A 22,758-nucleotide genomic window follows, 5' to 3' on the forward strand; every position below is an offset into this window, starting at 1 on the left:
GTTGCCCGTGCAGGACCTAGAGGTCCTGCACGCCGACGACGAACGCGGACCAGGCGGCGGCGCCGAAGACGAGCCTCGGGCCGTCGGGGTTCTTGGAGTCGCGGACGGGGACGATGCCGGGGTGGTCGTCGGCGACCTCGAGGCAGTTGCCGCCGTCGCCGCCGCTGTAGCTGGACTTGTGCCAGACGGCAGTGCTCAGGTCGTACTCAGGGCTGGTGCTCTTCATGCGAGTAATCCTCCGCCACCGACTCGACCAAGGCCAGGGATTCCCGGGGTGACACTGCGCTCGCCGCAACCAGATCGTAGGTCAACTCATGGCGGCCGACCGTGGCCGGGTCGTCCTCCAACTGGCCTGTGCTCAGACCATTGACGTAAGCAAGCGGCGGTGCATCCGTAAACGACATCAGTTTGAGCCCGCCGTCCAGGGCCGCATGCGCCCCCGCCGCGAACGGCAGCACCTGCACGATCACCCGGTGCCGTCGCATCAGTCCGGCGATGCGGCCCAGCGCCTGGGTCATCACCGACGCGTCGCCGACCTTCCGCCGCAGCACCGCCTCGTCCAGCACCGCCCACAACAGGGGCTCTGTTGGATCGTCGAGGAGCCGCGCCCGCTCCAGCCTCGCCTCGACCAGGTCGTCGATCAGCGCTTCCGTCGCGACCGGCTGGTACGCCCGGAACACCGCCCGGGCATACGCCTCCGTCTGCAGCAGCCCCGGGATCAGCAGCGGCGCGTACTCCTTGATCGTCGTCGCGACCGCCTCCGCCTCCGCCGCCTCGGCGAAGTGGTCGGGGTACTTCGACTTGTTGGCCGCCACGCAGTTGCGCTCGAAGAAGCCGTTCGTCCCGAGCATCTCGTCGATCCTGCGCGCGATCTCCGGCTGCATCCTCCGCGTACCGGCCTCCAGCTGGCCGATGAACGAGCCGCTCACGAAAAGCGGTTCGCCCAGCTGGCGCTGGCGAAGCCCGGCCTTCTCGCGGGCGTGGCGCAGCTCAGCGCCGAGGAGGGCCCGGGGAGAGGTGGACGGGTCGAGGTCCTTCGGACCTGGCATGTCAACTCCCTGTCCCGCATGTGGGGTTGTTGGGCCGTGACGCTGGTCAGGCTAGCCGTCCTGTGGCCACGCTGTGTGCAGAACGCGAACACTCAGAGTGGAGGTGCCTGATGGAGCCTGTGCGAGCGGCGGACCGGCTGCGGGCGGCGGAAGAGGTCGTGGCCCAGCTGCGGGGCGAACTCGACGGGACGGGGGTGACCCTGCCGTCCCTGTGCGTGGACCTCGTGTCGCTCACGAACGAGTCGACTGCGTATCCCCTGGTCGACCTGGGGCGCTGCAACCTGGACACGGCGCTCCGGCTCGCGGCCGTACTCCATGGGGCGCGCCGGTGAGCGCTCCGGGGCCGGCGCCCGGGGAGTACGCGATCGACTCGCGCGACGGGCGGGTCGGCCGGGTCATGGGGCGCGAAGGTCCCTACGTACAGCTGCGGCCGCTGGGCGGCGGGCGGGAGTGGGACTGTCCGCCCGAGGTGCTGAGGCCCGCCCCGCCGGGTGAGGTGCTGCGGGCGCGGGTGAGGGAACGCAACCGGCAGAGACGGTTCTGACCACTGCCTCTCGCCGCTGCTCGGAGGCCGACGGTCCCCAAGGGGGCACAACCGGCCGCAACCGGTGCCGTGTCGGCCGATGGACGCGCGGCGGACCGTTCCACGGGCCGGACCGGGGTAAGCTGCTTCCCCGCTTGGTCACGACGTAGGAGGTGAGACCCATTACCGCTGTTGCAGGCCGGGTGCTCGCCTCCGCGCCGTCCTAGACGGCCGAGGGAGCCCCGCTCGGTTTTCCGGAAGGCTCCCGTGCTCTCTTCATCACCTGATCCGTCGGCCGTCGTCGGCCGGCTCCGCACCGCCGGCTGTGTGTTCGCCGAGGACGAGGCGGAACTCCTCCTCTCCACCGCCCGTACGCCCGCCGAACTGACCGCCATGGTGGACCGGCGTGTCGACGGCCACCCCCTGGAACACGTCCTCGGCTGGGCCGAGTTCGACGGCCTGCGGGTCGTCGTGGACCCCGGGGTCTTCGTTCCCCGCCGCCGCACCGAGTTCCTCGTGCGGCAGGCCCTCGACAACAGGCCCGATGCGGCCGTCGTCGTCGACCTGTGCTGCGGGTCGGGGGCGGTGGGTGCCGCGCTGGCCCGGGGACTGGGCGAGTGCGGGGCCGAGGTGTACGCCGCCGATGTCGACCCGGCCGCGGTCCGGTGCGCCCGGCGGAACGTGCCCGGCGGCCGGGTGTACGAGGGGGACCTCTTCGCGCCGCTGCCCGGTGCGCTGCGGGGCCGTGTCGACATCCTCGCCGCGAACGTGCCGTACGTACCCACCGGGGAAGTCGGGCTGCTGCCCACCGAGGCGAGGATGCACGAACCGCTCGTCGCGCTCGACGGGGGCGCGGACGGGCTCGACGTGCTGCGGCGGGTGACGGCGGAAGCACCTCGATGGCTGGCCCCGGGCGGCTGTCTGCTGTTCGAGACGAGCGAGCGGCAGGCGGCGGACGCCGTCGAGGCCGTAGGGGGCAGTGGTCTGGTGCCGCGTGTGGTCACCTCGGACGAGTGGTACGCCACCGTCGTCATCGGGACCAGGTTGCCCAGCTGAGCGAGGCCGAAGTGGCCCTGGAGGAGGGGCCATCCGGACCGTAGCGTCGAGGCGTGTCCCCCTCACGCATCCTGCCGCCCGCCGGTCCGCCGCGGGTTCTCGCCCTCGCCCAGCTCGTCAACTCCCTCGGTGACGGCGCCTACTACGTCACCTCCGCGCTCTTCTTCACCCATGTCGTCGGTCTGTCCCCGGCGAGGGTCGGCCTCGGGCTGACCCTCGCCTGGGCGTTCGGGTCGGTCGTGGGAGTGCCGCTGGGGCGGCTCGCCGACCGGCGGGGGCCGCGTGGCACGGCGGTGCTGCTGGCGCTCGCGACGGGCGCGGCCGTGGGCTCGTTCCTCGTGGTGCGCTCGTTCTGGACGTTCCTGCTCGCCGCCTGCATGTACGCCGCCGCGCAGTCGGGGCTCGCCGCGGCGCGGCAGGCGCTGCTCGCGGGGCTCGTGGCGAGGAAGGAGCGGACCGGGCTGCTGGCCCATCTCCAGTCCACCCTCAATGCGGGGCTCGCCGTCGGCGCGGGACTGGGCGGGCTCGCGCTGTACTCGGGCACCCGGAACGGGTTTCTGGCGGTCTTCGCGGTGGACGCGGTGAGCTTCCTGGTGTGCGCGCTGGTGCTCTCACGGCTGCCGTCGGTCGCGTCCGTGGCGACGGTCAAGGGGCCGGCCCTCGCCGTCCTGCGGGACCGGCCGTACGCGCTGATCGCTCTGCTCAACGCCGTACTGCTGCTGCGGATGCCGCTGCTGAGTCTCGGGATCCCGCTGTGGGTCAGCGAACGGACCCAGGCGCCGGAGTGGGTGGTGTCGGCGTTGTTCGTGGTCAACACCCTGTCCGTGGCAGTGTTCCAGGTGCGCGCCGCCCGTGGGGTCACCGCGCTGGGGCCGGCGGTGGGCGCCGTCCGGCGGGCCGGGCTGATCCTGCTCGCATCGTGTGCCGTCTTCGCGCTGTCGGCGGCCGGTCTGCCGGCGTGGGCGGTGGTCGCCGTGCTGTCGGCGGCCGCGTTGCTGTATGTGGCGGGCGAGATGCTGCACTCCGCCGGCTCCTGGCAGATCAGCTTCGAACTCGCCCCGGAGGGGCGCGTCGGCGAGTACCAGGCCTTCTTCGGCACGGGGCTGACCGTGGCCCGTACGGCCGGGCCGCTGCTGCTGACCGCGCTGCTGGTCACCTGGGGTGTACCGGGCTGGTTCGTGCTCGGCGGACTGTTCGTCGCCGCGTCGTACGGGCTGGGTCCCGCGGTGCGGTGGGCGGAACGGAGCAGGCTGCCCGTGCCTCCCGCTCCGGCCGCGCGGGAGACCGTGACCGGCTGAGCGCACAACACTCATGCGTCTCTCATCGGGGCCTTACCCCTCCCTCACACCGCGTCCCTAGCTTTCGCGCCATGTTCTTCACCTACCTCAGGCGCGAACTGCGCCGCCGCAGGAAGGCGGCCCTCGTCGTCGCCTCGGGGCTCGCCCTCGGAATCGCCCTGGTCATCGTCGTCAACTCGGTCTCGGCCGGGATGAACCAGGCACAGGGCAAGGTGCTGGAGTCGTTGTACGGACTCGGTACCGACATGACCGTCACCAAGGCCGCCGCTCCGTCGGAGGAGGGCGGGACGGTACGGCGGCCGCGGTTCGAGTTCGACGCCAAGGACAGTGACGACGAGGCCGAGCAGAGCCAGGACGTCGTCATGGTCCAGGGCTTCGAGACGCTCGCCGCTTCGACCGTCGCCGAGGTGGGCGGGCAGAAAGGGGTGGCGGATGCCGTCGGCGGTCTGAACGTCCGTGTGATGAAGGTCGACGGACAGTTCACCCGCGGGCAGCTCCAGCAGGGCCCGGCGCAGGGACGGGGCGGCGCGCCGTCCGGCGGCGAAGTGCGGGGCGGCGGGGCGGCTTTCGACGTCGACTCGTACTCCGTGTACGGGACGGACGTGACCCATCAGGAGCTCGGGCCGCTGACCTCGTCGAAGATCACCTCGGGGCGGGCGTTCTGGACGAGCGAGACCTCGGCAGCGGTGGCCGTCGTCGACAGCGCCTACGCCAAGGAGAAGAAGCTCGCGGTCGGCAGCACACTGACGGTCTCAGGGACGAAGTTCACGGTCATCGGGCTGGCGACGGCCGACAGCGGGGACGCGGCCGCCGACGTCTATCTGCCGCTCGCACGGGCCCAGACCCTGGCCGATGCGAAGGACAAGATCACCACGGTCTATGTGCAGGCGACCGACTCCCAGCAGATCGGCACCGTCAAGGAGACCATCCAGAAGAACATCTCCGGCACGACGGTCACGACATCGGCGGATCTCGCCGAAACCGTCTCCGGATCGCTGTCCACCGCGTCGGACCTGGCGGCGGGTGTCGGCAAGTGGCTGTCGGTCGTGGTGCTGGCGGCGGCGTTCCTGGTGGGCGGGCTGCTCACGTCATCCGCGGTGAGCAGGCGGGTACGGGAGTTCGGCACGCTCAAGGCGCTGGGGTGGAAGAGCCGCCGCGTCACCGGGCAGGTGGCGGGCGAGGCACTGGTCAACGGGCTGATCGGCGGCACGTTGGGCATCGGGCTGGGGCTGGCCGGGGCGTGGGCGATCACGGCCTTCAGCCCGACGCTGACCGCGCAGCTGGGCGCGGGTGCCGGGGGCGGTCAGGGCATGGGCGGCCGGATGCTCGCCGGCCGCGGCCCCGGCGGTCAGGGAGGGCCCGCACGGGAGAGTGCGTCGAAGGCGCTGGACATCGCCCTCACCGCGCCGGTCTCCCTCACCACCATCGGTCTCGCCGTGGCGCTCGCGGTGACCGGCGGGCTGATCGCGGGCGGGTTCGGCGGATGGCGCGCCTCCCGGCTGCGGCCCGCGGACGCGCTGCGGCGCGTCGAGTAGCCGACACCCCACCCACCGATGAACGTACGGACGCACAGCAGGAGTTGAATCACCATGTACGAGCTCACAGGCGTCACCAAGCGCTATCGGCGCGGCAAGGACACCGTCCAGGCACTCGACGGCGTCGATCTGGTCATCGAGGACGGCGGGCGGCTGGTGATCCAGGGACCGACCGGCGGGGGCAAGTCCACGCTGCTCCAGATGCTCGGCGGCCTGGACCGGCCCACCGGCGGGTCCGTCGTCCTGGACGGCGTCGATCTCGCGACCCTGCCGGAAGCGCGGCTCACGCGGGTGCGCGCCGAGAAGATCGGCTTCGTCTTCCAGGGCTTCAACCTCGTGCCCACCCTGACCGCTCAGGAGAACGTCGAGATCGCACTCGTCCCGCTCGGGCTCAAGGCCGTCGAACGGCGCGAGCGCGCGGCCGAGGCACTGGCCTCGGTGGGGCTGGGGGAGCGCCGGGGGCACCTGCCCGGCGAGCTCTCGGGCGGACAGCAGCAGCGCGTCGCGATTGCGCGGGCGCTGGTGAAGCGGCCCGCGGTGCTGCTGGCCGACGAGCCGACCGGGAATCTGGACGAGTCCATGCGGGACGAGATCATGGAACTGCTGGAGGGGCTGTGGGAGGAGAACGGGCTGACCTTCGTCATGGTCACGCATGACTCGGCGCTGGCACGGCGGGCGCCGCGGGTGGCGACGATCCGCCAGGGGCGGGTGACGATCGCGGAACGGGCAGCGGGCGCGGCATAGGCCCCCTGCCCCGCGCGGGGCGCCCGTGGCGCGGTGTCGCTGCGTTGCCGGGCCCCCGCGTTGCCGGGCCCCCGCGTTGCCGGGCCACCGCGTTGCCGGGCCCCCGCGTTGCCGGGGGCACCGGCCTCCGCCGGCGGCCCCGGTGGCCAGGGACCGGTCACCGCGCCGGGTGGAGCGGGGCGTCAGCCCCGCAGGGCTTCGCGGAGGTGGCCCTTCGACTTGATGAGGAGGGCCGCTGCCGTCGGGGCGTCGACGTCCGCGAGAAGCATGAGGATCGCCGTCTTCACCTCGCCGCCCGCCGCGGTCAGGGCGGTCTCGATCGCCTCGTCCGTCGCGCCGGTCGCCAGCGAGACGATCCTGCGCGACCGCGCCCGGAGCTTCTCGTTGGAGGCGCGGACGTCGACCATGAGGTTCCCGTACGTCTTGCCGAGGCGGATCATCGTGATGGTCGAGATCATGTTGAGGACGAGCTTCTGGGCCGTACCCGCCTTCAACCGGGTGGAGCCGGTGAGGAGTTCGGGCCCGACGACGACCTCGATGCCGTACTCGGCGGCGGCCGACAGCGCGCTGTCCGGATTGCAGGAAAGACCGATCGTCAGCGCCCCGGCGGCGCGCGCGTGCTCGACGGCGCCGACGGCATACGGTGTGCGGCCGGAAGCGGAGACGCCGACCACGGTGTCGTCGGCGGTGAGACCGAGGCCGTCCAGGTCCCGCGCCGCGAGCTCCCCGGAGTCCTCGGCGCCCTCGACGGCCTGCAGCATCGCCGCCGGGCCGCCCGCGATCAGGCCGATGACCTCTTCCGGGCCGGTGTTGAACGTGGGCGGGCACTCGCTGGCGTCCAGCACGCCGAGCCGGCCCGCGGTACCGGCGCCCGCGTAGACCAGTCTGCCGCCCCGGGCCATCCGCTCCGCGGTCGCATCGATCGCGGCAGCGATGACGGGGAGCCGAGCGGCGACGGCACCGGGAACGGAGCGGTCCTCGCCGTTCATGATCCGGGCGATCTCGAGGGTGGGCAGACGGTCGACCTCGGCGAGTTCGGGGCGGAACGCCTCGGTGGGGAGAGAGTCCAGCTGGGCGCGGAGCCCGGACTGGTCCTGCGCGTCATTCGTGGTCATGGATGCGCGGCTCTTTCGGCGGTTCGCAGTCGGTCGGCGGTGCCCGGCCCGCGCTCGCGGCGGCGCCCGGTGGCAGCCGGCCGTCAGCGGGTGCGGGGCGAGTGGCGGTGGGCGAGGGCCTCGTACGAGGCGGCCAGCGCGGGCGCCGCCGACTCGTACGTACGCTGCGCGACACCGATGAACAGGCAGTCGACGACGAGGAGCTGGCTCGTGCGGGACGACATCGCAGCCGGGCGCAGCTCGCTCTCGCGCGCGGTCGAGGTGGTGAGGACGTGGTCCGCGTACTGCGAGACCGGACCGTCCGGGCGGCCGGTGATCGCGACGGTCGTGGCGCCGTGGTCGAAGGCCACCCGCAGCGGCTCGATGCTGTCCCCGGTCGAGCCGGAGTGGCTGATGGCTATGGCCACATCGCCGGACCGCAGCTGTACCGCATTGGTCACGGCGAGATGCGGGTCGCTGTGGGCGTGCGCGATCAGTCCGATGCGGAGGAGCTTCTGCGCGAGGTCCTGGGCGACCAGGCCCGATGCGCCCACTCCGTAGATGTCGACACGGCGTGCCGTCGCGAGCGCGGCGACCGCGGCCCCGAGCTGCACCGTGTCCAGACCGGCCGCGGTGTCGGCGAGTGTCTGCTGCTCGTCGTACGCGAGCTTGGCGACGACGTCGGCTATCGGGTCGTCCACCGCGATGTCGGCGGTGACGGCGGGGGCGCGGCCCGACTGCTGCTGGGCGGCAAGGCCCGCGAGGGCGAGGCGCAGATCGCGGTAGCCGGGGTATCCGAGGAGGCGGGCGGTCCGCACGACCGTGGCCTCACTGGTGCCGGTGAGCTCGGCGAGGCCGGTGACCGTGAGGGCTGCGCAGCCGGCCGGATCGGCGGCGACGGCCTCGGCGACCCGCTGCATGGAGCGGGTCATGGACGGAGCGAGCGTGCGCACCTTGGCGGCGAGTGCGGCCGGTGCGGGCGGGGCGTCGCCCGCACGTGCGGGCGGACCGCCCTGTGGGCCGATGAAAATTTCCTTCATCTCATTGGTCACCACTGAAAGATATTTTCGGCTGGTGGGGTCGTCAACCCCCCGTTCGTCCCGGTCCCCCGGCCGGGGACCGCGTACCCACCGGCGGGGGGACAATGACCTCATGAACGACGTCGATCCCCTGGAGCAGACGCTGCACGCGGCCCGTGCCCTCGTGCTCGCCGACCTCGCGGCCCGCGACGTGGCCCACGCCGAGGTCGTGTCGCTCGTGGAGGAAGCGGTCGCGGAACGCCGTTGGTGGGTGGAGCAGTGGCCGGAGGGTGCGGCCTATGTCTCCGGGCTGATCGCCCAGGACGTACAGGACGCACTGCTGGAGCGTTACGGGCGGTGGCCGCTGTGCCCGGTCTGCAGCACGGGCGAGCCCCATGCGCTCGACGTGGAGCCCGAGTTGGGCCCCGACCCGCACTGGGTGTGCGGGAAGGCGGGGGTCGTGGTGGCCCCCGTCGGCGGACTGTCGTGACGGTCTACATCGACCCACCGAACTGGCCGGGACACAGTCGTATGTGGTCACACATGGTCAGTGATGTGTCGTTCGAGGAACTGCACGCCTTCGCGGCCTCGATCGGCTGCCCGCCGCGCGCCTTCGAACGGGACCACTACGACGTGCCCGCGCACCGGTACGCCGACGCCGTAAGGGCGGGCGCCGTGGAGATCGGCTCCAAGGAACTCGTACGCCGCATCACGGAGGCCGGTCTGCGGCGCCGCAAGCACGGCTTCCGGCCCGGGAGCACGCAGGGGGACGCCGCTCCTCTTCGCGGAGAGTAACGGTGCCCCGGCTACGCCGCCGAAGCCCGGGCCGCCCCCGGCCGTACCGGTGTCCGGGGCCGGGTCGCCTCGCCGGGACACGGAGCCGGCGCGCGGCAGCCGCTGTGCGGTCGGCCGTCGCCGTGCTCAGGCCGGTTCGTGTGACGGGGCGCGCGTACCGCGCGAGGGCTCCGCACGCGGGTCGGAGGCGGAACCGCCTTCCAGTGGGTGGGGCGGGCCGGTGGCTCTATGGCTGTTCCAGACCCGCCAGCTCGGCCGTCAGATTGCGCCGCGCGGCGGTCTCCCATTCCCGTTCGCCGTACGGGGTACGGAACAGCCGGGGCAGACCGAGCAGCTGCCGGAGCACATCCGCGCGGCCCGCACGGAAGAGGTCGTCCGGGACGAAGCCGTACTCCTCGCGGACGGCGGCGGTGTACGCGGTGTAGGCGTCGGGCGGCGACGCGAGGATCGCGAGGTCCGCGTCGCACAGGACCGTGCCGTTGCTGTCGCCGTCCTGGGCGGCATGCGTCTTCGTGAGGCGGACGAGGCGGGCGACCTCGTTTGTGTCCTTCGCCGTCAGCCCCGCCTCCGGGAGTGCCTTCTCGGCGAGGCGGGCGCTGCGCTCCTCGTTCGCCGAGCGGTCCGGGAAGTAGACGGCGTCATGGAACCAGGCGGCGAGGCGGACCAGGTCGGCGTCGTCCGCGTACTGCTCGAGCGTGTCGACATGGCGCAGGACCGCGGCCAGATGGTCGACCGTGTGATAGCGCCGCTGCGGCTCCGACCAGCGGGCCAGGAGATTGTCGGCGTACCGGAACGGGTCGGGGAAGCAGGGGTCCTCGCGGACGGCGAGCAGCGCGGCGTACCAGCGGTGGCGGAGGTCCTCGGTGTCGGCCATGAGGCCCATTGTGCACGGGGGTTGAGGGGTGCCGGCCGTCGGTACGGCCGCTCTTCGTGACCCGGAACCGCACCCGGCTTCTGCGGGCTTCTGCTGGGTACCGGGCGCGAACGCTCCGGTGCCCCCTGCCGGCCCGGCCGGACGGGCGGGACGCCCCGGTCGTCCTGGGCGCGGACAGCCCCGACCCCGCCACCCGCCCGGGGCCGGCGGCCGTGCTCATCCGGCTGCCGTCGGGGCGGCCGCTGACGGGGCGCTACGAGCTCGGCGGTGCGCGGGAACGGGACCCGGTGCTCTTCGGCCGAGCTCGTGGGCCGGGCCTTCGTCCGCGGGACGGTGCGACCGGCGGCGCCTCTTCTGCCGCGGCCTCCGGTTCTGCCGCGGCCTCCGGCCGGGGCGGCATCGGGCTGCCCGCTGCTCGCTGCCCGAGATGCCATGCCCGGTCCTGGACGCCGTCGACGCCTCGAGGCCCGCCACGGGGCCTTCCCCGGCCCCGGCCATTGCCGCAGGGCGCCGCTTCTGGGCGTATCGGACGATAATGGGTGGGTCAGGCTTGTGTGCCGGTGCGATATGCGGAGGCAGACGCCATGAATTCCTTGATGATCGTCCAGAGCGGTCCGGTCACCGATCAGGCGTCCGGGGTCACCTTTGCTCCGTTCATCCTCGGAATCTTCCTCATTGCCCTGCTCGCCGGTGCGATGTGGTGGGACGGCCGGCGGCGGGCCGCGCAGCGCGCACCGAAGCCCGAGGAGCAGCCGAAGGCCCCCGACCACCCGACGCATATCGCGGAGGTGCGGGAGCCGGACGAGGACAATTTCCCCGACGACGGCGGGCGGCTCATGCCGTACAACCTGAAGACGTACTCGTCGCACACCGGCGTACCGGCTCCCGAGGCCGCTCCGGAGCAGGGCAAGGAAAGCGGTGGGGCGCCCGGAAGCGGTGGCGCGGGCGGCAGTGGCGCGCCCGGAAGCGGTGGCGCGGCCGGAAGCGGTGGCGCGGCCGGAAGCGGTGGCGCGGCCGCCTGAGACCCCCGAGTCGGCCCCGGCGGCTGCATTCACCATGCATCCGCACTAGGCTGGTCCCGATATTGGACTAGACCTGTAATGGGTCGAAGGGATGGGGCGATGAGCAACCGTGCAGTCCTGGAGGTGATCGCCCTCGATGCGCAGGACGCGGTCGCAGCGGAGGCCGGAGGAGCGGACCGCCTGGAGCTCGTCACCGACATTGCGGCGGACGGTCTCACACCCACCCGGGAGACCTTCGCCGCCGTACGTGCCGCCGTCGACATCCCCCTGCGGGTGATGCTGCGGCTCACCGACGGCTTCGCGGTGGGGGATGCGGACGCGCTGGTCAGGGCGGCGCATGGGCTTCGGGCCGAGGGTGCGGACGAGTTCGTGCTCGGGTTTCTCGACGCCCGTGGCATCCCGGACCTCGTCGCCGTGGAACGGCTCATCGCCGAGATCGAGGGCTGCCGGTGGACATTCCACCGTGCGATCGACCGTGCGGCCGACCGCGATGCCCTGCGCAAGCAGCTCGCGGACGTACCGGGGCTCGACACCTATCTGACCGCCGGTTCGGCGACGGGCGTGGACGACGGCCTGCCCGTCCTGCTGGCCGAGGCGGCACGCCGGGGCGAACCGGGCTACGAGGCGCAGCTCATGGCCGGCGGCGGCCTCCGCCTCGAGCACCTCCCCACTTTGCGCACCGGCGGCGTCGACGCCTTCCACATCGGCGGCGCGGCGCGGCCGGGGGGCTGGTCGGCGGCAGTCGACCCGTCGGCGGTCCGGACCTGGCGCGAGGCGCTGGACCGCTAGGGCCTCTCGTTCGGATCTTGCCGGGCTGGTGTGCCCCGGTACGCACTCCCCCTGCGCCCTCCGGGCACGGGAGGTGCCCCCACGCCGCGTTGTCGTCGGTCGCCCACGCTCCGCGCGGGCTCCTTCGTCCGCCTTGCGATCGCGCGCACCGGACCTCGCTCACCGATCCAGCCTGATCCAAACGAAAGACCCTGGTGCTGCGACCGGGACGGAGGCGCCGGCTCGCGCGAGCTGCCCTCAGTCGTCGGGCAGCCGCCAGGCGGTGAGGGCGAGGGTGGCCCGTATCGGTCCGGTGGAGCACCGCAGTTGTCGTCGGGTGCCCGCCGGGGACCGCGGGACAGCCCGTGGGCCGAGCCCGCATCCACCACGGCGATCGGCACCCCCCGGGCCCGGCCCGGGGGGGTGCCGATCGCCGTTCCGGTGTGTGCGTCAGAAGACGCGCACGTTCGGCGCGGTGTCCCAGAGCATGTCCGCGTTCGGGCCGCCGATGCCGCCGCGGCCGTTGCCGTGGTAGAGGAACAGCTGGTGATCGATGGGCCGCATGAGGTCGGACAGCCCATCGCCGTTCACATCGCCGGTGGACATCACGGGCTGGTCGGAGGGCCAGGCGTACGACAGCTTCTTGCGGGCGCCGAACGTGCCGTTGCCCCTGCCGGAGTAGAGCCAGAGGGCACGGGCGCCGTCACGGGCCACCAGGTCGGCCTTGCCGTCGCCCGTCATGTCACCGGGCGAGACCAGCCGGTTCATGGAGTTCCAGCCCGGGCCGAGCTTCTGGCGGGTGCTGAAGGTGCCGTTGCCCCGGCCCGGATACGTCCACAGCGTTCCCGTGGTGTCCCGGGCGACCATGTCGCGGCGGCCGTCCCCGGTGGCGTCACCGACCGCGCTGATCTCGCGCATGGCGTTCCAGCCCGGACCGACCTTCTTGCGGGTGCCGAAGGTGCCGTCGCCCTTGCCGGGGTAGAACCACAGCACCCCGGTCGTGTCGCGGGCGAAGAGGTCCTCCTTGGCGTCACCGTCGTAGTCGCCGTGGCGCACCAGCTGGGTCATGGCGTTCCAGCCGCTCCCGACGAGCTTGCCCTTAGTGACCATGTCGGCGTTGCCGATGCCCGACAGGAACCACAGCCGGCCGTCGTTCGCCCGCTCCAGGAGGTCGGCGCGGCCGTCGTTGTTCAGATCGCCGAACCTGGCCACGGCGGGCAGCCCGTCCGGCCGCTTGCTCTCGGGCTGCCGGTACCAGTCCATCCACGGGACGCCCTGGAACGCCTCGTACTCCGTGGTGGTGACCCGCATGGAGCTGATCTTGTTGTCGAACCGGTTGTCGAAGAACCCGTTGCCGAGGTCGACGGGGCCGTTCTTCGGCGTGATGACGACGAAGTCGGGCGAGGTGCCGTAGTCGGGCTGGATGTAGAGCGTCGCCCACAGACCGCTGTTGTTGACGACCGACGAGATCCTGTCGTTCCAGGCGCCGAGCGTGGGCATCGAGGACGAGAACGTCCCCATGTCGCCCGTGTAGCCGGCGCCGGAGAAGACGCAGAACTTCCCGGCCGGGCAGCGGGCGGAGTTGTCCGCGGCGGCCGCGTGCGGGGCCGCGGTGACCAGGGTGGCGAGCGACGCGGCAAGGGCGGCGGCCGTGCCGAGGGCACGCCGGCCCAGGGTGGATCCGAGCATGAATCGTGCTCCGTTCGAAGCCGGTGAGGGAATCAGAAGACGAGGTAGGTGGCCTGGGCCGCGGCGAGTGTCCTCGGGGACCTGAGTGCGCCGTTCGGCGCGCCGGTCCCGGGGTACGCCCGCACCGCGGCGATGCCCGGTGCGTGCGCGAGGATGTCCGGCAGCCCGTCCCCGGTGACGTCGCCGACGCCCGCGAGCTCGGTGAAGCCGTTCCAGTTGCCGTTGCCGATGAGGTTCCTGGTGCCGAAGGTGCCGTTGCCCCTGCCCGGGTAGAGCCACAGCTTCCCGGCGGTGTCACGGGCCACGAGATCGGCCCGCTTGTCGGAGTTCATGTCGCCGGCGCCGACGAGCTCGTTCATGACCTTCCAGCCCGTGCCGACCTTCTTGCGGGTGCCGAAGGCGCCCTTGCCGTTGCCCGGGTACGTCCACAGGACGCCCGTGCTGTCGGCGGCCAGCAGATCGGCCTTGCCGTCGCCCGTCAGGTCACCCGCGGCCGCGATGTCGCGCATGGCGTTCCAGCCGGAGCCGACCCTGGCCCGGGTGCCGAAGGTGCCGTCGCCCTTGCCGGGGTAGAACCACAGCACCCCGGTCGTGTCGCGGGCGAAGACGTCCTCCTTGGCGTCACCGTTGTGGTCGCCGTGACGGGTGAGCTTGGTCATGGCGTTCCAGCCCGAGCCCACGAGCCGATCCTGGCCCGCACTGCCGTAGACGTGGGACGTCCACAGCTGGCCGAACTTGTTGCGGGTGAACAGGTCCGCGTAGCCGTCGCCGTTGACGTCGCCGAAGGCACCGTCGGCCGGCAGCCCGGCGGGCCGTGGCTTCGGGCCGTAGTCCCATTGGTAGGTGGCGAACCTGCTCTCGGAGCCGCAGAAGTCGTCCGCCTCGGGGCCCGTGTCGAGCGAACTGACGGCGTTGTCGAGCTCGGGGAACATGCTCTCGTCGAACGACTCCCGCCCCGAGTAGTAGTGCGTGGCACCCCAGGGGTCGAGCCCCGGCCTGGGGTGGAAGCACACCGGCCACTCGGAGTTGTTCGTGAACGAGCTGATGCGGTTGTCCCACGTCCCGAGCGTGAGCCTGCTCCCGTTGACGACCAGCATCTCGCCCTTGCCCAGCGGCTCGCTGAACACGCAGAGCTTGCCCCAGTCGCAGCGGTCGTACCCGCTCGCGGCATGGGCCGGCGCGGTGGTGGCGGTGGCGATCAGCCCGCCGACGGCACCGGCCATGAGCGCGCCGCGCACGGCACGCTTGGAGAAGAAACGCACGCAATCCCCCCAGGGTGTGCGCAAGTGATGGAGAAAGAATGCACTCGAAATGATCGAATGATGGCCGGATCATAGCGGTTGTTGCGGGGGTCAACTACACGCCGTCGGTGGGTCGGCCGGATCAGTGGGGATCCGGCCCGCATCTCAGGCCAACTGCGCGGGCAGCGGTGCCCCGTGCAGCACCGTGAGGCCGGACACCGCACGGGTCAGGGCCACATACAGACGGCGCAGACCGGTGCGCTCGTCCGGTTCGCCGTCCACGATCGCCGCGGGCTCGTCGAGGACGACGTAGTCGTACTCGAGGCCCTTCGCCAGGGATGCCGGGACCAGAGTGAGCCGGGATGCGGCGGTCGTCTCCTCGCCGGGGGACAGATGCGCCAGGCTCGCCTCCGCCAGCGCCTCCGCCAGTGCCGGGACACGCGCATCGGCCGCGATCAGGCCGATGGAGCCCTCGTTGCGCAGGGCCTGCACGCATGCCGCCACCACATCGCCGTCGCCGGACGTCGTCCGGATCTCCAGGGATCCCGGCGACTCCCGCACCGACCGGACCTCCGCCAGCCCCGGGGACATGTGCGGCAGCAGCCGCGAGGCGTACGCGATGACCTCACGCGGCACACGGAAGCCCGCCGTCAGCTCCTCCACCGCCGCGTCCGGCTTGCCCAGATGGGCGAGCGCCTCGGCCCAGCTCCCCGTCGCCCAGGGCGTGGTCCCCTGCGCCAGATCGCCGAGCACCGTCGCCGAGCCGGTGGTGCAGCGCCGCCCCACCGCCCGGTACTGCATCGGGGACAGGTCCTGCGCCTCGTCCAGCACCACATGCCCGAGCGAGTGCGTGCGCTCGACCAGGTCGTTCGCCTCGTCGATCAGGACCGCGTCCGCGGGCGACCACTTCGCGGCCCGGACCGAACGCGGCGGCCTGGTCCACAGGATCGCCTTCTGCTCATCGGCGTTCAGGACGCCGTCCGCGTGCTCCGCCAGGAACTCCGCGTCGGACAGCAGCCGCAGGACCAGCTTCGCCGGGTCCACCACCGGCCAGATCGCCTTGACCGCCGCCTTCACCGCCGCATTGCGCGCGACCGCGTCCTGCACCCGGTCGTCGGGTGCCTCGCCGGACTGCTCCATCCGTACGAGCACGGCGTGCGCGATGCGCTGGGGGAGGGCGTCGCGGGCGGCCCCGTAGCGGATGTCGCGCTCCAGCAACTCCTCGACGATCTCGCCGAGTTCGTATGCGGGGACGCGCCAGCGCCGCGAGCCCCGCACCACCGTCAGGGCCTCCGCCGGCATGGCCACGTGCGAGCGCACCGCCCGCCGCAGCACCTCGGCCATCCGGGCGTCGCCCTTGACGATCGCGGTCTCGGCGCCGTCCTCGCCGCGTACCTCCACATGCGCGACGAGATCGTCGACCGTCGCCTGCTTGACCTCCAGCTCGCCCAGTGCTGGAAGGACCTGCTCGATGTAGTGGAGGAAGGAGCGGTTCGGCCCGATGACCAGCGTGCCGGTACGGGCCAGTCGCTCCCGGTGCGCGTACAGCAGATACGCCACCCGGTGCAGCCCCACCGCCGTCTTCCCGGTGCCGGGACCGCCCTGGACGCACACCGAGCCGGACAGGCCCGACCGGACGATCTCGTCCTGTTCGGGCTGGATGGTGGCGACGATGTCCCGCATGGGCCCGACACGGGGCCGCTCGATCTCCGCCTGGAGCAGCTTGCTGGTCCGCTCGGCTTCGGAAGGGTCGGTCAGGTGCTCGTCCTCGTACGCCGTGAGGTCACCGCCGGTGTAGCCGAAGCGGCGACGCAGGGCGACATCCTGCGGGTCCTTCTTCGACGCGCGGTAGAAGGACTGCGAGACCGGCGCACGCCAGTCGATCACCATCGGGTCGCCCTCGGCGTCGTGGACGTGCCGTCGCCCGATGTAGAGCGTCGTCTCGGCCGCCTCCAGCGGCGGGCGCAGCCCCTCGTGGGCGGTGTGCAGACGGTCGAGCCGGCCGAAGAACAGCGGGGTGTGGGCGAGATCGGCCAGCGCCTTGATGCGCTCCTCGATCTGCGCCTCGAGGACGGCGGCGTTGACCCAGTTCGCGGTCACATCACGGATGTCGAGCGCCTGGACGTCCTCACGCATGGCCGTGAGGGCGGCGCGCGATGCGGACAGATGGGCGCGTTCATGGGCCAGGGGGTCGTGCGCGGGCACGGTGCTGCCTCCGGAAGGTACGGCGAAGGTACGTGGGATGTACGGCGTGGCTGCGCGTCCGGTTTCCGTCCGGACGGCGGCGCTCCTCGGAGGGAGGCGGGCAAGACGGGCGATTCTAGTCAGCCCGGGGAGTGCGGGCGAACGGTTTTCGGCGAGGACGCGCGTCGGCGCTACGAACCGGGGTCGTACACGCCGGTCCGCCGAGGTCCACCCCGTAGGGGAGGCCGTATACCCGAAGTCGTACACCCCCCGCACGGGGTATCGGCCCGAAGGCCGATGTGTTCTGCGGGCGACGGGCACACCATGGATGCATGAGCACAGCGACCTTCCACCCAGCCACCAGCCGGGTGCGCGGCGCCACCGCGACCGGTGCCGCCACCCATCACGCCCACCGCCTCGGCGACGCGCTGCGCGCGGTCAGGGTCTTCGCGATCGCGGCCTTCGACATCGTGGTCCTCGGGGAGTACGGCGACGAGGCCGGAGTGGTCCGCCGCCAACGCTGACCTGCCCGGCCCTCCCGCCCTCCCCGTGGACGCGCCGGCCCGTGGACGCGCCGGCCTGTGGACGCGCTTGGCCGGGCCCCATCGTGGCCCCTCACGCCCGGGCCCGTGGACGCGCCGGCCCGTGGACGTGCCGGCCTGTGGACGCGCTTGGTCGGGCCCCATCGTGGCCCCTCACGCCCTTTGAGTATCCGTGTGGGTACGGACTGAGTACGTCACCCCACGCGCGCCCGCCGGCCCGGCTGCTGGAATCGGGGCATGACGACGGACCCCACGCCCACCAGCCGTACCGCCGGCCACGACGGTGTCGCCGAAGAGCGCGACGGCGCACGTTCCCTGAGAGTGACGGCACTGATCGGCCTCGGGCTGCTGCTGGTCTCCTTCGTGATCACGGGCCTCGTCGCCCTGAACGACGCGATCGCCGGTGACGGCTCGGCCGGGGGCGCCTTCGCGGCCGCGCGCTGGGCCCTGGTGCTGTCCGGGCTGGCGGGTTTCGGCGCGGCGGTCGTCCCGGGCGGGGAGATGCTGCCCGGTGTACGGGGCAAGGCCGTGTTCCTCCAGTACGTGCTGATGATCGTCGCACCGTTGATCGCGGCGACGGACTGACGTCCTGACAGGGCGGGGTCTACTGGCGGCTCAGGGAGTCCTGCGAGGGGCCGTTGAGCAGCAGTGCCCGCAACACCCCGGCGCGCACGGTCGGTCAGGGACCCCAGGACGCTCCGGTCCCGGGGTCCTCGTCGGGGCCCTCGCGGAAGTCGACGCCGTCGCCCCGGGGGAACGCCTCCCTGGTGCGCCGTTCCGCCGGTGCCGGGTCGTCGATCTCCATCGGCGGGATGGTGGCCCGCCCGTCCGGGGTGTCAACTCCCTCGTCCCGCAGCCGAGATGCGGCACGGCGACCGCCCACGGGAGTCTTCAGTCGTCAGCCAGCAGCTCGTCCGCGTCGACGATCCGGTATGCGTACCCCTGCTCGGCCAGGAAGCGCTGCCGGTGTGCCGCGAAGTCCTGGTCGATCGTGTCGCGGGCCACCACCGAGTAGAAGTGCGCCTTGTGACCGTCCGCCTTGGGGCGCAGCACGCGGCCGAGGCGCTGGGCCTCCTCCTGGCGGGAGCCGAAGGTGCCCGAGACCTGGATGGCGATGGTCGCCTCGGGAAGGTCGATCGAGAAGTTCGCGACCTTCGACACGACGAGCACGCTGATCTCGCCGTTCCGGAAGGCGTCGAACAGCCTCTCGCGCTGCGAGTTGGGCGTCTCGCCCTTGATGACGGGAGCGTCCAGATGCTCGCCCAGCTCATCGAGCTGGTCGATGTACTGGCCGATGACCAGGGTCTGCTGCCCCATGTGCTTGCGGACCAGCTCCTCCGTCACCTTCCGCTTGGTGGCCGTCGTGGCGCAGTAGCGGTACTTCTCCTCTGTCTCGGCCGTCGCGTACGCCAGCCGCTCGGACTCCGTCAGATTGACCCGGACCTCGACGCAGTCCGCGGGCGCGATGTAGCCCTGCGCCTCGATCTCCTTCCAGGGTGCGTCGAAGCGCTTGGGGCCGATCAGCGAGAAGACGTCCGACTCGCGACCGTCCTCGCGCACCAGGGTCGCCGTCAGGCCGAGGCGGCGGCGGGCCTGCAGATCGGCCGTGAACTTGAAGACCGGTGCGGGCAGAAGATGCACCTCGTCGTAGACGACCAGGCCCCAGTCGCGGGAGTCGAACAGCTCCAGGTGGGGGTAGATCCCCTTCCGCTTCGTCGTCAGGACCTGGTAGGTGGCGATGGTGACCGGGCGGATCTCCTTCTTCGCACCGCTGTACTCGCCGATCTCGTCCTCGGTGAGCGAGGTGCGCTTGACCAGCTCGTGCTTCCACTGGCGGGCCGAGACCGTGTTGGTGACGAGAATCAGGGTCGTCGCCTTCACCTGTGCCATGGCCCCCGCGCCGACCAGGGTCTTCCCCGCGCCGCAAGGAAGCACGACCACGCCCGAACCACCGTGCCAGAAGCCCTCGACCGCCTGCTTCTGGTAGGGGCGCAGGGACCAGCCCGACTCGTCCAGGTCGATGCGGTGGGCCTCGCCGTCCACATAACCGGCATGGTCCTCGGCCGGCCAGCCCAGCTTGAGCAGGGTCTGCTTGATCTGGCCGCGCTCGGACGGGTGGACGGCGACCGTGTCCGGGTCGAGCCGGGCACCCACGAGCGGCTGGATCTTCTTGGAGCGCAGGATCTCCTCCAGCACCGGCCGGTCGGTGGTCGTCAGCACCAGACCGTGGGCAGGGTCCTTGACGAGCGTGAGACGGCCGTACCGGGCCATCGTCTCGGCGACGTCGACGAGCAGCGCGTGCGGGACGGGATAGCGCGAGAACTCCACGAGCGCGTCCACGACCTGCTCGGCGTCGTGCCCGGCCGCCCGCGCGTTCCACAGCCCGAGCGGGGTGATCCGGTAGGTGTGGATGTGTTCGGGGGCCCGCTCCAGTTCCGCGAACGGCGCGATGACGCGACGGCACGCGTCGGCCTGCTCGTGGTCGACCTCGAGCAGGAGAGTCTTGTCGCTCTGGACGATGAGCGGTCCGTTCACGCGTGTGACCTTTCCTCGTGGCTCCCGTGCAGCCGTACAGCCAAACCTCCAGTCTGCCCTATCGGACGGCGCGCCCGGGTGGCCCCGGCCGCCTTTCCCGCGTCCCCGGGGCCGGGCAGCCGCAGGGGCGGCTGGGGCCTCTCGTGCGGATCCTGCCGGGCTCGTGTGCCCCGGCACCCTCACCGATCCGGCCCGATCCCAACGAAAGACCCTAGGAATGAGGCTCGTCGGCGAGTTCGGCGACGCCCGTGATGCGGTGCAGGGGGTACGTACGGACCTCGTCGGCGGTGTGGTCGTACGCCGTGACGAAGCCGCCCTCGACCCGTACGGGCGCGATGACGCGCTGACTGGCCGCGCCGTCGGCGTTGACATAGCCGATCCATACGGCGGAGCCGGTGAGCGCGGCGGCCTGGACGGTCGCGAGGGTCTCGGCCGGTGTGGTGCGCGGCAGCCCGCCGACGGCTGTCGTCGCCGTGCCCGCAGGGGCTCCCTCGTGGGGGCCGGGCTTGCGCACGGCGGTCGCGGCCATGTCCCCCGCTCGAATGGCCTTCACCGCCGCCGTGAGCAGCGTGTCGTCCGGCACCGGTGGCCCGTCGGGCACCGGCACGGGCGGCGTGCGGTGCGCGGTCCGGTGTGCGGCGGCGCGTGTGATCATGACATCGCCCTGTGCCGACTCGGCGGCCGGCGCGTACCCCATGGCGCGCAGCCCCTCGAGCAGCGTCGCAGGATCCGCCTGGGCCGCCAGCACGGTGGGGGCGAGGCGACGCATCCGCAGCGCCTGCGAGCGGCGGTCCGCGAGGATCTCGTCGAGCAGGGCGTCGTCGTCGCAGCGCACGTACGCGGAGGCGGCGCCGATGCGCAGATGGCCGTGTTTGCGGGCGACGTCGTCGATCAGATAGCTGAGCGGCTGGGGTACGGGCGTCCGGCTGTGCTTGGCCAGGAAGGCGTGCAGGTCGGCCGCGGCCTGCCCGTGGTCGAGCGCGCGCCGGACGGAGCCCGGAGTGAACCGGTACACCGTCGCGCCACCCTTCGACTCCACGTCCGCAAGGACCCCGAGCGCATCGGCGAGCGGCCGCTCGAGCGGGCCGGGTGCGACGGCGGTGAGATCGGCCTGGAGGAGGACGTGGTCGAGCGGCGCGGGCAGCAGCGACGCGACGGCCTGCGCGGCGAGTGCGGCCCGGGCGGGGAGCTCGGCCGGGGTCGTGGCCTCGATCAGAGTGCGGGCCGCCGTCGAGAGGGCGCCCCGGCCGGTGAGGCCGAGGAGCTCGGCCTCGGTGAGGGTCCAGGTCGCGATGCGGAGGCGGAGGTCGGTGGACTCGGGGCGGGCCGTGGCCGGCCGGGAGGCTCCCGGCGACTGGGCCGGCGCGGGGCGGGCCGGATGCTCCCACCGGAGGCGTGCCAGCACCGAGTCCGTCTTCGGCGACGCACCCGCCGGGAGACCGGCCAGCAGGGACAGCACCCGGTGGCGGACCTCCGGAGCCGGCCCCCGGTCGAGGTCGGGCCCGAGTACCGCGAGAGTACGGCCCTTGGCGTCCTGGCCGCCGACCAGGCCCGGCGTACGGGTAGCCGTGAGCCACGCCGTCACGAGCGCCGTCCAGCGCTCGGCCGCCGGGAGGTCGAGCCAGTCGTCGCAGGCGGGTGTGGGTGCGAAGCGTTCATCCGCCTCGCCGTCCGAGGCCAGCAGCCCGGCGCCGTACGCGAGCTCGATCCAGAACGCGGCGATCGCCTCCGTCACGTCCAGCGCCGCTGCCGTCCGCTTGAGGTCGCGCACGCTCAGCCCGCCCGCCCGCAGCACCGCGGGTCCGGTCGACTGCCAGTCCTTCAGCAGCTCCTCGACCGTGGAGAGCGAGGTGTAGGCCTGTCCCGCCGCCGTACTGTCCACAATCTGTGGACGGTGTTCGGCCGCGACGAGGACCTCCGGGGCCACCGGCTCCGTCTCCCGGTGCGCCCGCCCCGCCCGCAGATGCAGCGCGGCCTCACGAGGCAGTACCACCGTGCGCGGCGAAGCGGGGAGCAGCATCCCGCGGTCCCGCAGCCAGCGCACCGGCGGCGCGGGATCCGGCGTCACCTCGCCGTAGGGCGGCCCCCACACCAGCCGGTCAAGCACCGCCAGCGCCTCCGCCGGAGCCGTGCCGAGCAGCGCCGACATCCGCTCGCGGTCCGTGAACAGTCCCGTGAGCGCGGCGACCGCCGACACCGGGTCGTGCGTCGTCGGCAGCCCGGCCGCCGCCAGGATCTCCTGCAGCCGGCCCGGCGACATGCCCGCCGTGGCCTCGGCGACCGTCGGTCCCAGGCCGGTCGGCGACGGGTGCGAAGGGGAAGGGGCGAGCAGCTCACGGGCGGTACGCACGAGTCTCAGCCGGTCGTCGCCGCCCCACACCAGCGCCTGTTCGCGCAGTACGCCGAGCGCACGCGGCAGCGCGGCCACGACCGCCGCGTCGCCGTCGTCACCGGCGAGCAGACCAAGGACGGTGTCGTAGGACGCCGGCTCGGCGGCCACCGCAAGGGCCTGCGCGGTCTGCAGCGTGAACCGGTCGAGCCGCTCCAGTGCCCGTACGACGGAGGCACGCGTCCCGGCCCGGGTGGCGAGCTGGGTGAGATCGCTCGGGACCGGGGTCAGCAGATCCGGGCGGGCACGCAGCAGTGCCGCCAGCCCTTCGTCGCCGCGGGCGCGCAGCGCTTCGGCCAGTGTGCGCGGTGACGAACCTGCCGTGCCGGCCCCGCCGGCCCTGCTTGCGGGCACGTGCGCCTCCCGTTCGAGCTCACCGGTCCCCATCCGCCCCACGTTAG

At 72.4% G+C, this 22,758-nt stretch carries 23 protein-coding genes; 12 read left to right on the plus strand and 11 right to left on the minus strand.

Features of this window, described 5'->3' with window-relative positions; translation table 11 throughout:
• Positions 1–16 precede the first annotated feature (16 nt).
• Both AC068D_RS11450 and AC068D_RS11455 read right to left on the minus strand, forming a co-directional pair.
• Entirely contained in the window at positions 17–226 is a 210-nt protein-coding gene (locus AC068D_RS11450) for a DUF397 domain-containing protein (protein ID WP_478822754.1), read from the minus strand.
• A complete protein-coding gene (locus tag AC068D_RS11455; protein WP_478822755.1) occupies positions 207–1,049 on the minus strand; it encodes a helix-turn-helix domain-containing protein in 843 nt (280 codons plus the stop codon). Before AC068D_RS11455 ends, AC068D_RS11450 begins: the two co-directional genes overlap by 20 nt.
• A 110-nt stretch (positions 1,050–1,159) precedes the next feature.
• On the opposite strand from AC068D_RS11455, the gene AC068D_RS11460 reads away from it, so the two are divergent.
• The 6 genes from AC068D_RS11460 to AC068D_RS11485 all read left to right on the plus strand — a co-directional run bounded on the left by AC068D_RS11460 (position 1,160) and on the right by AC068D_RS11485 (position 6,205).
• Positions 1,160–1,381, plus strand: a complete 222-nt coding sequence (locus AC068D_RS11460) for a hypothetical protein (RefSeq protein WP_478822756.1) — start codon at positions 1,160–1,162, stop codon at positions 1,379–1,381.
• Entirely contained in the window at positions 1,378–1,593 is a 216-nt protein-coding gene (locus tag AC068D_RS11465) for a hypothetical protein (protein ID WP_478823158.1), read from the plus strand. Before AC068D_RS11460 ends, AC068D_RS11465 begins: the two co-directional genes overlap by 4 nt.
• A 246-nt stretch (positions 1,594–1,839) precedes the next feature.
• Positions 1,840–2,628 (plus strand): putative protein N(5)-glutamine methyltransferase, encoded by a 789-nt coding sequence (locus AC068D_RS11470; protein ID WP_478822757.1) that lies wholly within the window; start codon positions 1,840–1,842, stop codon positions 2,626–2,628.
• 53 nt (positions 2,629–2,681) lie between these two features.
• Positions 2,682–3,926, plus strand: coding sequence for an MFS transporter (locus AC068D_RS11475; protein WP_478822758.1), 1,245 nt, complete (start codon positions 2,682–2,684; stop codon positions 3,924–3,926).
• 71 nt (positions 3,927–3,997) lie between these two features.
• A complete protein-coding gene (locus tag AC068D_RS11480; RefSeq protein ID WP_478822759.1) occupies positions 3,998–5,461 on the plus strand; it encodes an ABC transporter permease in 1,464 nt (487 codons plus the stop codon).
• A gap of 54 nt (positions 5,462–5,515) precedes the next feature.
• Positions 5,516–6,205 carry an ABC transporter ATP-binding protein gene (locus tag AC068D_RS11485; protein ID WP_478822760.1) on the plus strand — a complete coding sequence of 230 codons (690 nt, stop codon included), beginning with the start codon at positions 5,516–5,518 and terminating at the stop codon, positions 6,203–6,205.
• Positions 6,206–6,387: 182 nt separating this feature from the next.
• On the opposite strand, the gene murQ is transcribed toward AC068D_RS11485, so the two are convergent.
• On the minus strand, positions 6,388–7,320 hold the full coding sequence (gene murQ / locus AC068D_RS11490) for an N-acetylmuramic acid 6-phosphate etherase (protein WP_478822761.1): 933 nt from the start codon (positions 7,318–7,320) through the stop codon (positions 6,388–6,390).
• Positions 7,321–7,403: 83 nt separating this feature from the next.
• Complete coding sequence (locus AC068D_RS11495) at positions 7,404–8,351, minus strand: MurR/RpiR family transcriptional regulator (protein WP_478822762.1); 948 nt, start codon at positions 8,349–8,351, stop codon at positions 7,404–7,406.
• Between the two features lie 100 nt (positions 8,352–8,451).
• Between AC068D_RS11495 and AC068D_RS11500 the strand changes: the two genes are divergently transcribed.
• Both AC068D_RS11500 and AC068D_RS11505 read left to right on the plus strand, forming a co-directional pair.
• Positions 8,452–8,808, plus strand: a complete 357-nt coding sequence (locus tag AC068D_RS11500; RefSeq protein WP_478822763.1) for a hypothetical protein — start codon at positions 8,452–8,454, stop codon at positions 8,806–8,808.
• Complete coding sequence (locus AC068D_RS11505; protein WP_478822764.1) at positions 8,805–9,113, plus strand: DUF4031 domain-containing protein; 309 nt, start codon at positions 8,805–8,807, stop codon at positions 9,111–9,113. The genes AC068D_RS11500 and AC068D_RS11505 overlap by 4 nt, the downstream gene beginning before the upstream one ends.
• Before the next feature lie 226 nt (positions 9,114–9,339).
• Here AC068D_RS11505 and AC068D_RS11510 read toward each other — a convergent pair whose 3' ends face one another.
• Entirely contained in the window at positions 9,340–9,987 is a 648-nt protein-coding gene (locus AC068D_RS11510; protein ID WP_478822765.1) for an HD domain-containing protein, read from the minus strand.
• A gap of 584 nt (positions 9,988–10,571) precedes the next feature.
• Between AC068D_RS11510 and AC068D_RS11515 the strand changes: the two genes are divergently transcribed.
• Entirely contained in the window at positions 10,572–11,009 is a 438-nt protein-coding gene (locus tag AC068D_RS11515) for a DUF6479 family protein (protein WP_478822766.1), read from the plus strand.
• Positions 11,010–11,108: 99 nt separating this feature from the next.
• Complete coding sequence (locus AC068D_RS11520; protein WP_478822767.1) at positions 11,109–11,798, plus strand: copper homeostasis protein CutC; 690 nt, start codon at positions 11,109–11,111, stop codon at positions 11,796–11,798.
• A 429-nt stretch (positions 11,799–12,227) separates the two neighbouring features.
• On the opposite strand, the gene AC068D_RS11525 is transcribed toward AC068D_RS11520, so the two are convergent.
• The 3 genes from AC068D_RS11525 to AC068D_RS11535 all read right to left on the minus strand — a co-directional run bounded on the left by AC068D_RS11525 (position 12,228) and on the right by AC068D_RS11535 (position 16,912).
• On the minus strand, positions 12,228–13,466 hold the full coding sequence (locus tag AC068D_RS11525) for an FG-GAP-like repeat-containing protein (protein WP_478822768.1): 1,239 nt from the start codon (positions 13,464–13,466) through the stop codon (positions 12,228–12,230).
• Positions 13,467–13,498: 32 nt separating this feature from the next.
• Positions 13,499–14,728, minus strand: coding sequence for an FG-GAP-like repeat-containing protein (locus AC068D_RS11530; RefSeq protein WP_478822769.1), 1,230 nt, complete (start codon positions 14,726–14,728; stop codon positions 13,499–13,501).
• A 144-nt stretch (positions 14,729–14,872) separates the two neighbouring features.
• Complete coding sequence (locus tag AC068D_RS11535; protein WP_478822770.1) at positions 14,873–16,912, minus strand: HelD family protein; 2,040 nt, start codon at positions 16,910–16,912, stop codon at positions 14,873–14,875.
• Between the two features lie 311 nt (positions 16,913–17,223).
• Between AC068D_RS11535 and AC068D_RS11540 the strand changes: the two genes are divergently transcribed.
• Positions 17,224–17,415, plus strand: coding sequence for a hypothetical protein (locus AC068D_RS11540; protein WP_478822771.1), 192 nt, complete (start codon positions 17,224–17,226; stop codon positions 17,413–17,415).
• Between the two features lie 255 nt (positions 17,416–17,670).
• Positions 17,671–18,018: a hypothetical protein gene (locus AC068D_RS11545; RefSeq protein WP_478822772.1), complete on the plus strand. Its 348-nt coding sequence runs from the start codon at positions 17,671–17,673 to the stop codon at positions 18,016–18,018.
• A 94-nt stretch (positions 18,019–18,112) separates the two neighbouring features.
• On the opposite strand, the gene AC068D_RS11550 is transcribed toward AC068D_RS11545, so the two are convergent.
• The 3 genes from AC068D_RS11550 to AC068D_RS11560 form a co-directional block, all read right to left on the minus strand.
• Entirely contained in the window at positions 18,113–18,238 is a 126-nt protein-coding gene (locus AC068D_RS11550) for a hypothetical protein (protein ID WP_478822773.1), read from the minus strand.
• A gap of 86 nt (positions 18,239–18,324) precedes the next feature.
• On the minus strand, positions 18,325–19,968 hold the full coding sequence (locus tag AC068D_RS11555; RefSeq protein WP_478822774.1) for a DNA repair helicase XPB: 1,644 nt from the start codon (positions 19,966–19,968) through the stop codon (positions 18,325–18,327).
• Between the two features lie 211 nt (positions 19,969–20,179).
• Positions 20,180–22,744: a helicase-associated domain-containing protein gene (locus AC068D_RS11560; protein ID WP_478822775.1), complete on the minus strand. Its 2,565-nt coding sequence runs from the start codon at positions 22,742–22,744 to the stop codon at positions 20,180–20,182.
• Positions 22,745–22,758 lie beyond the last annotated feature (14 nt).

Source organism: Streptomyces sp. NPDC043861 (genome assembly GCF_056435905.1).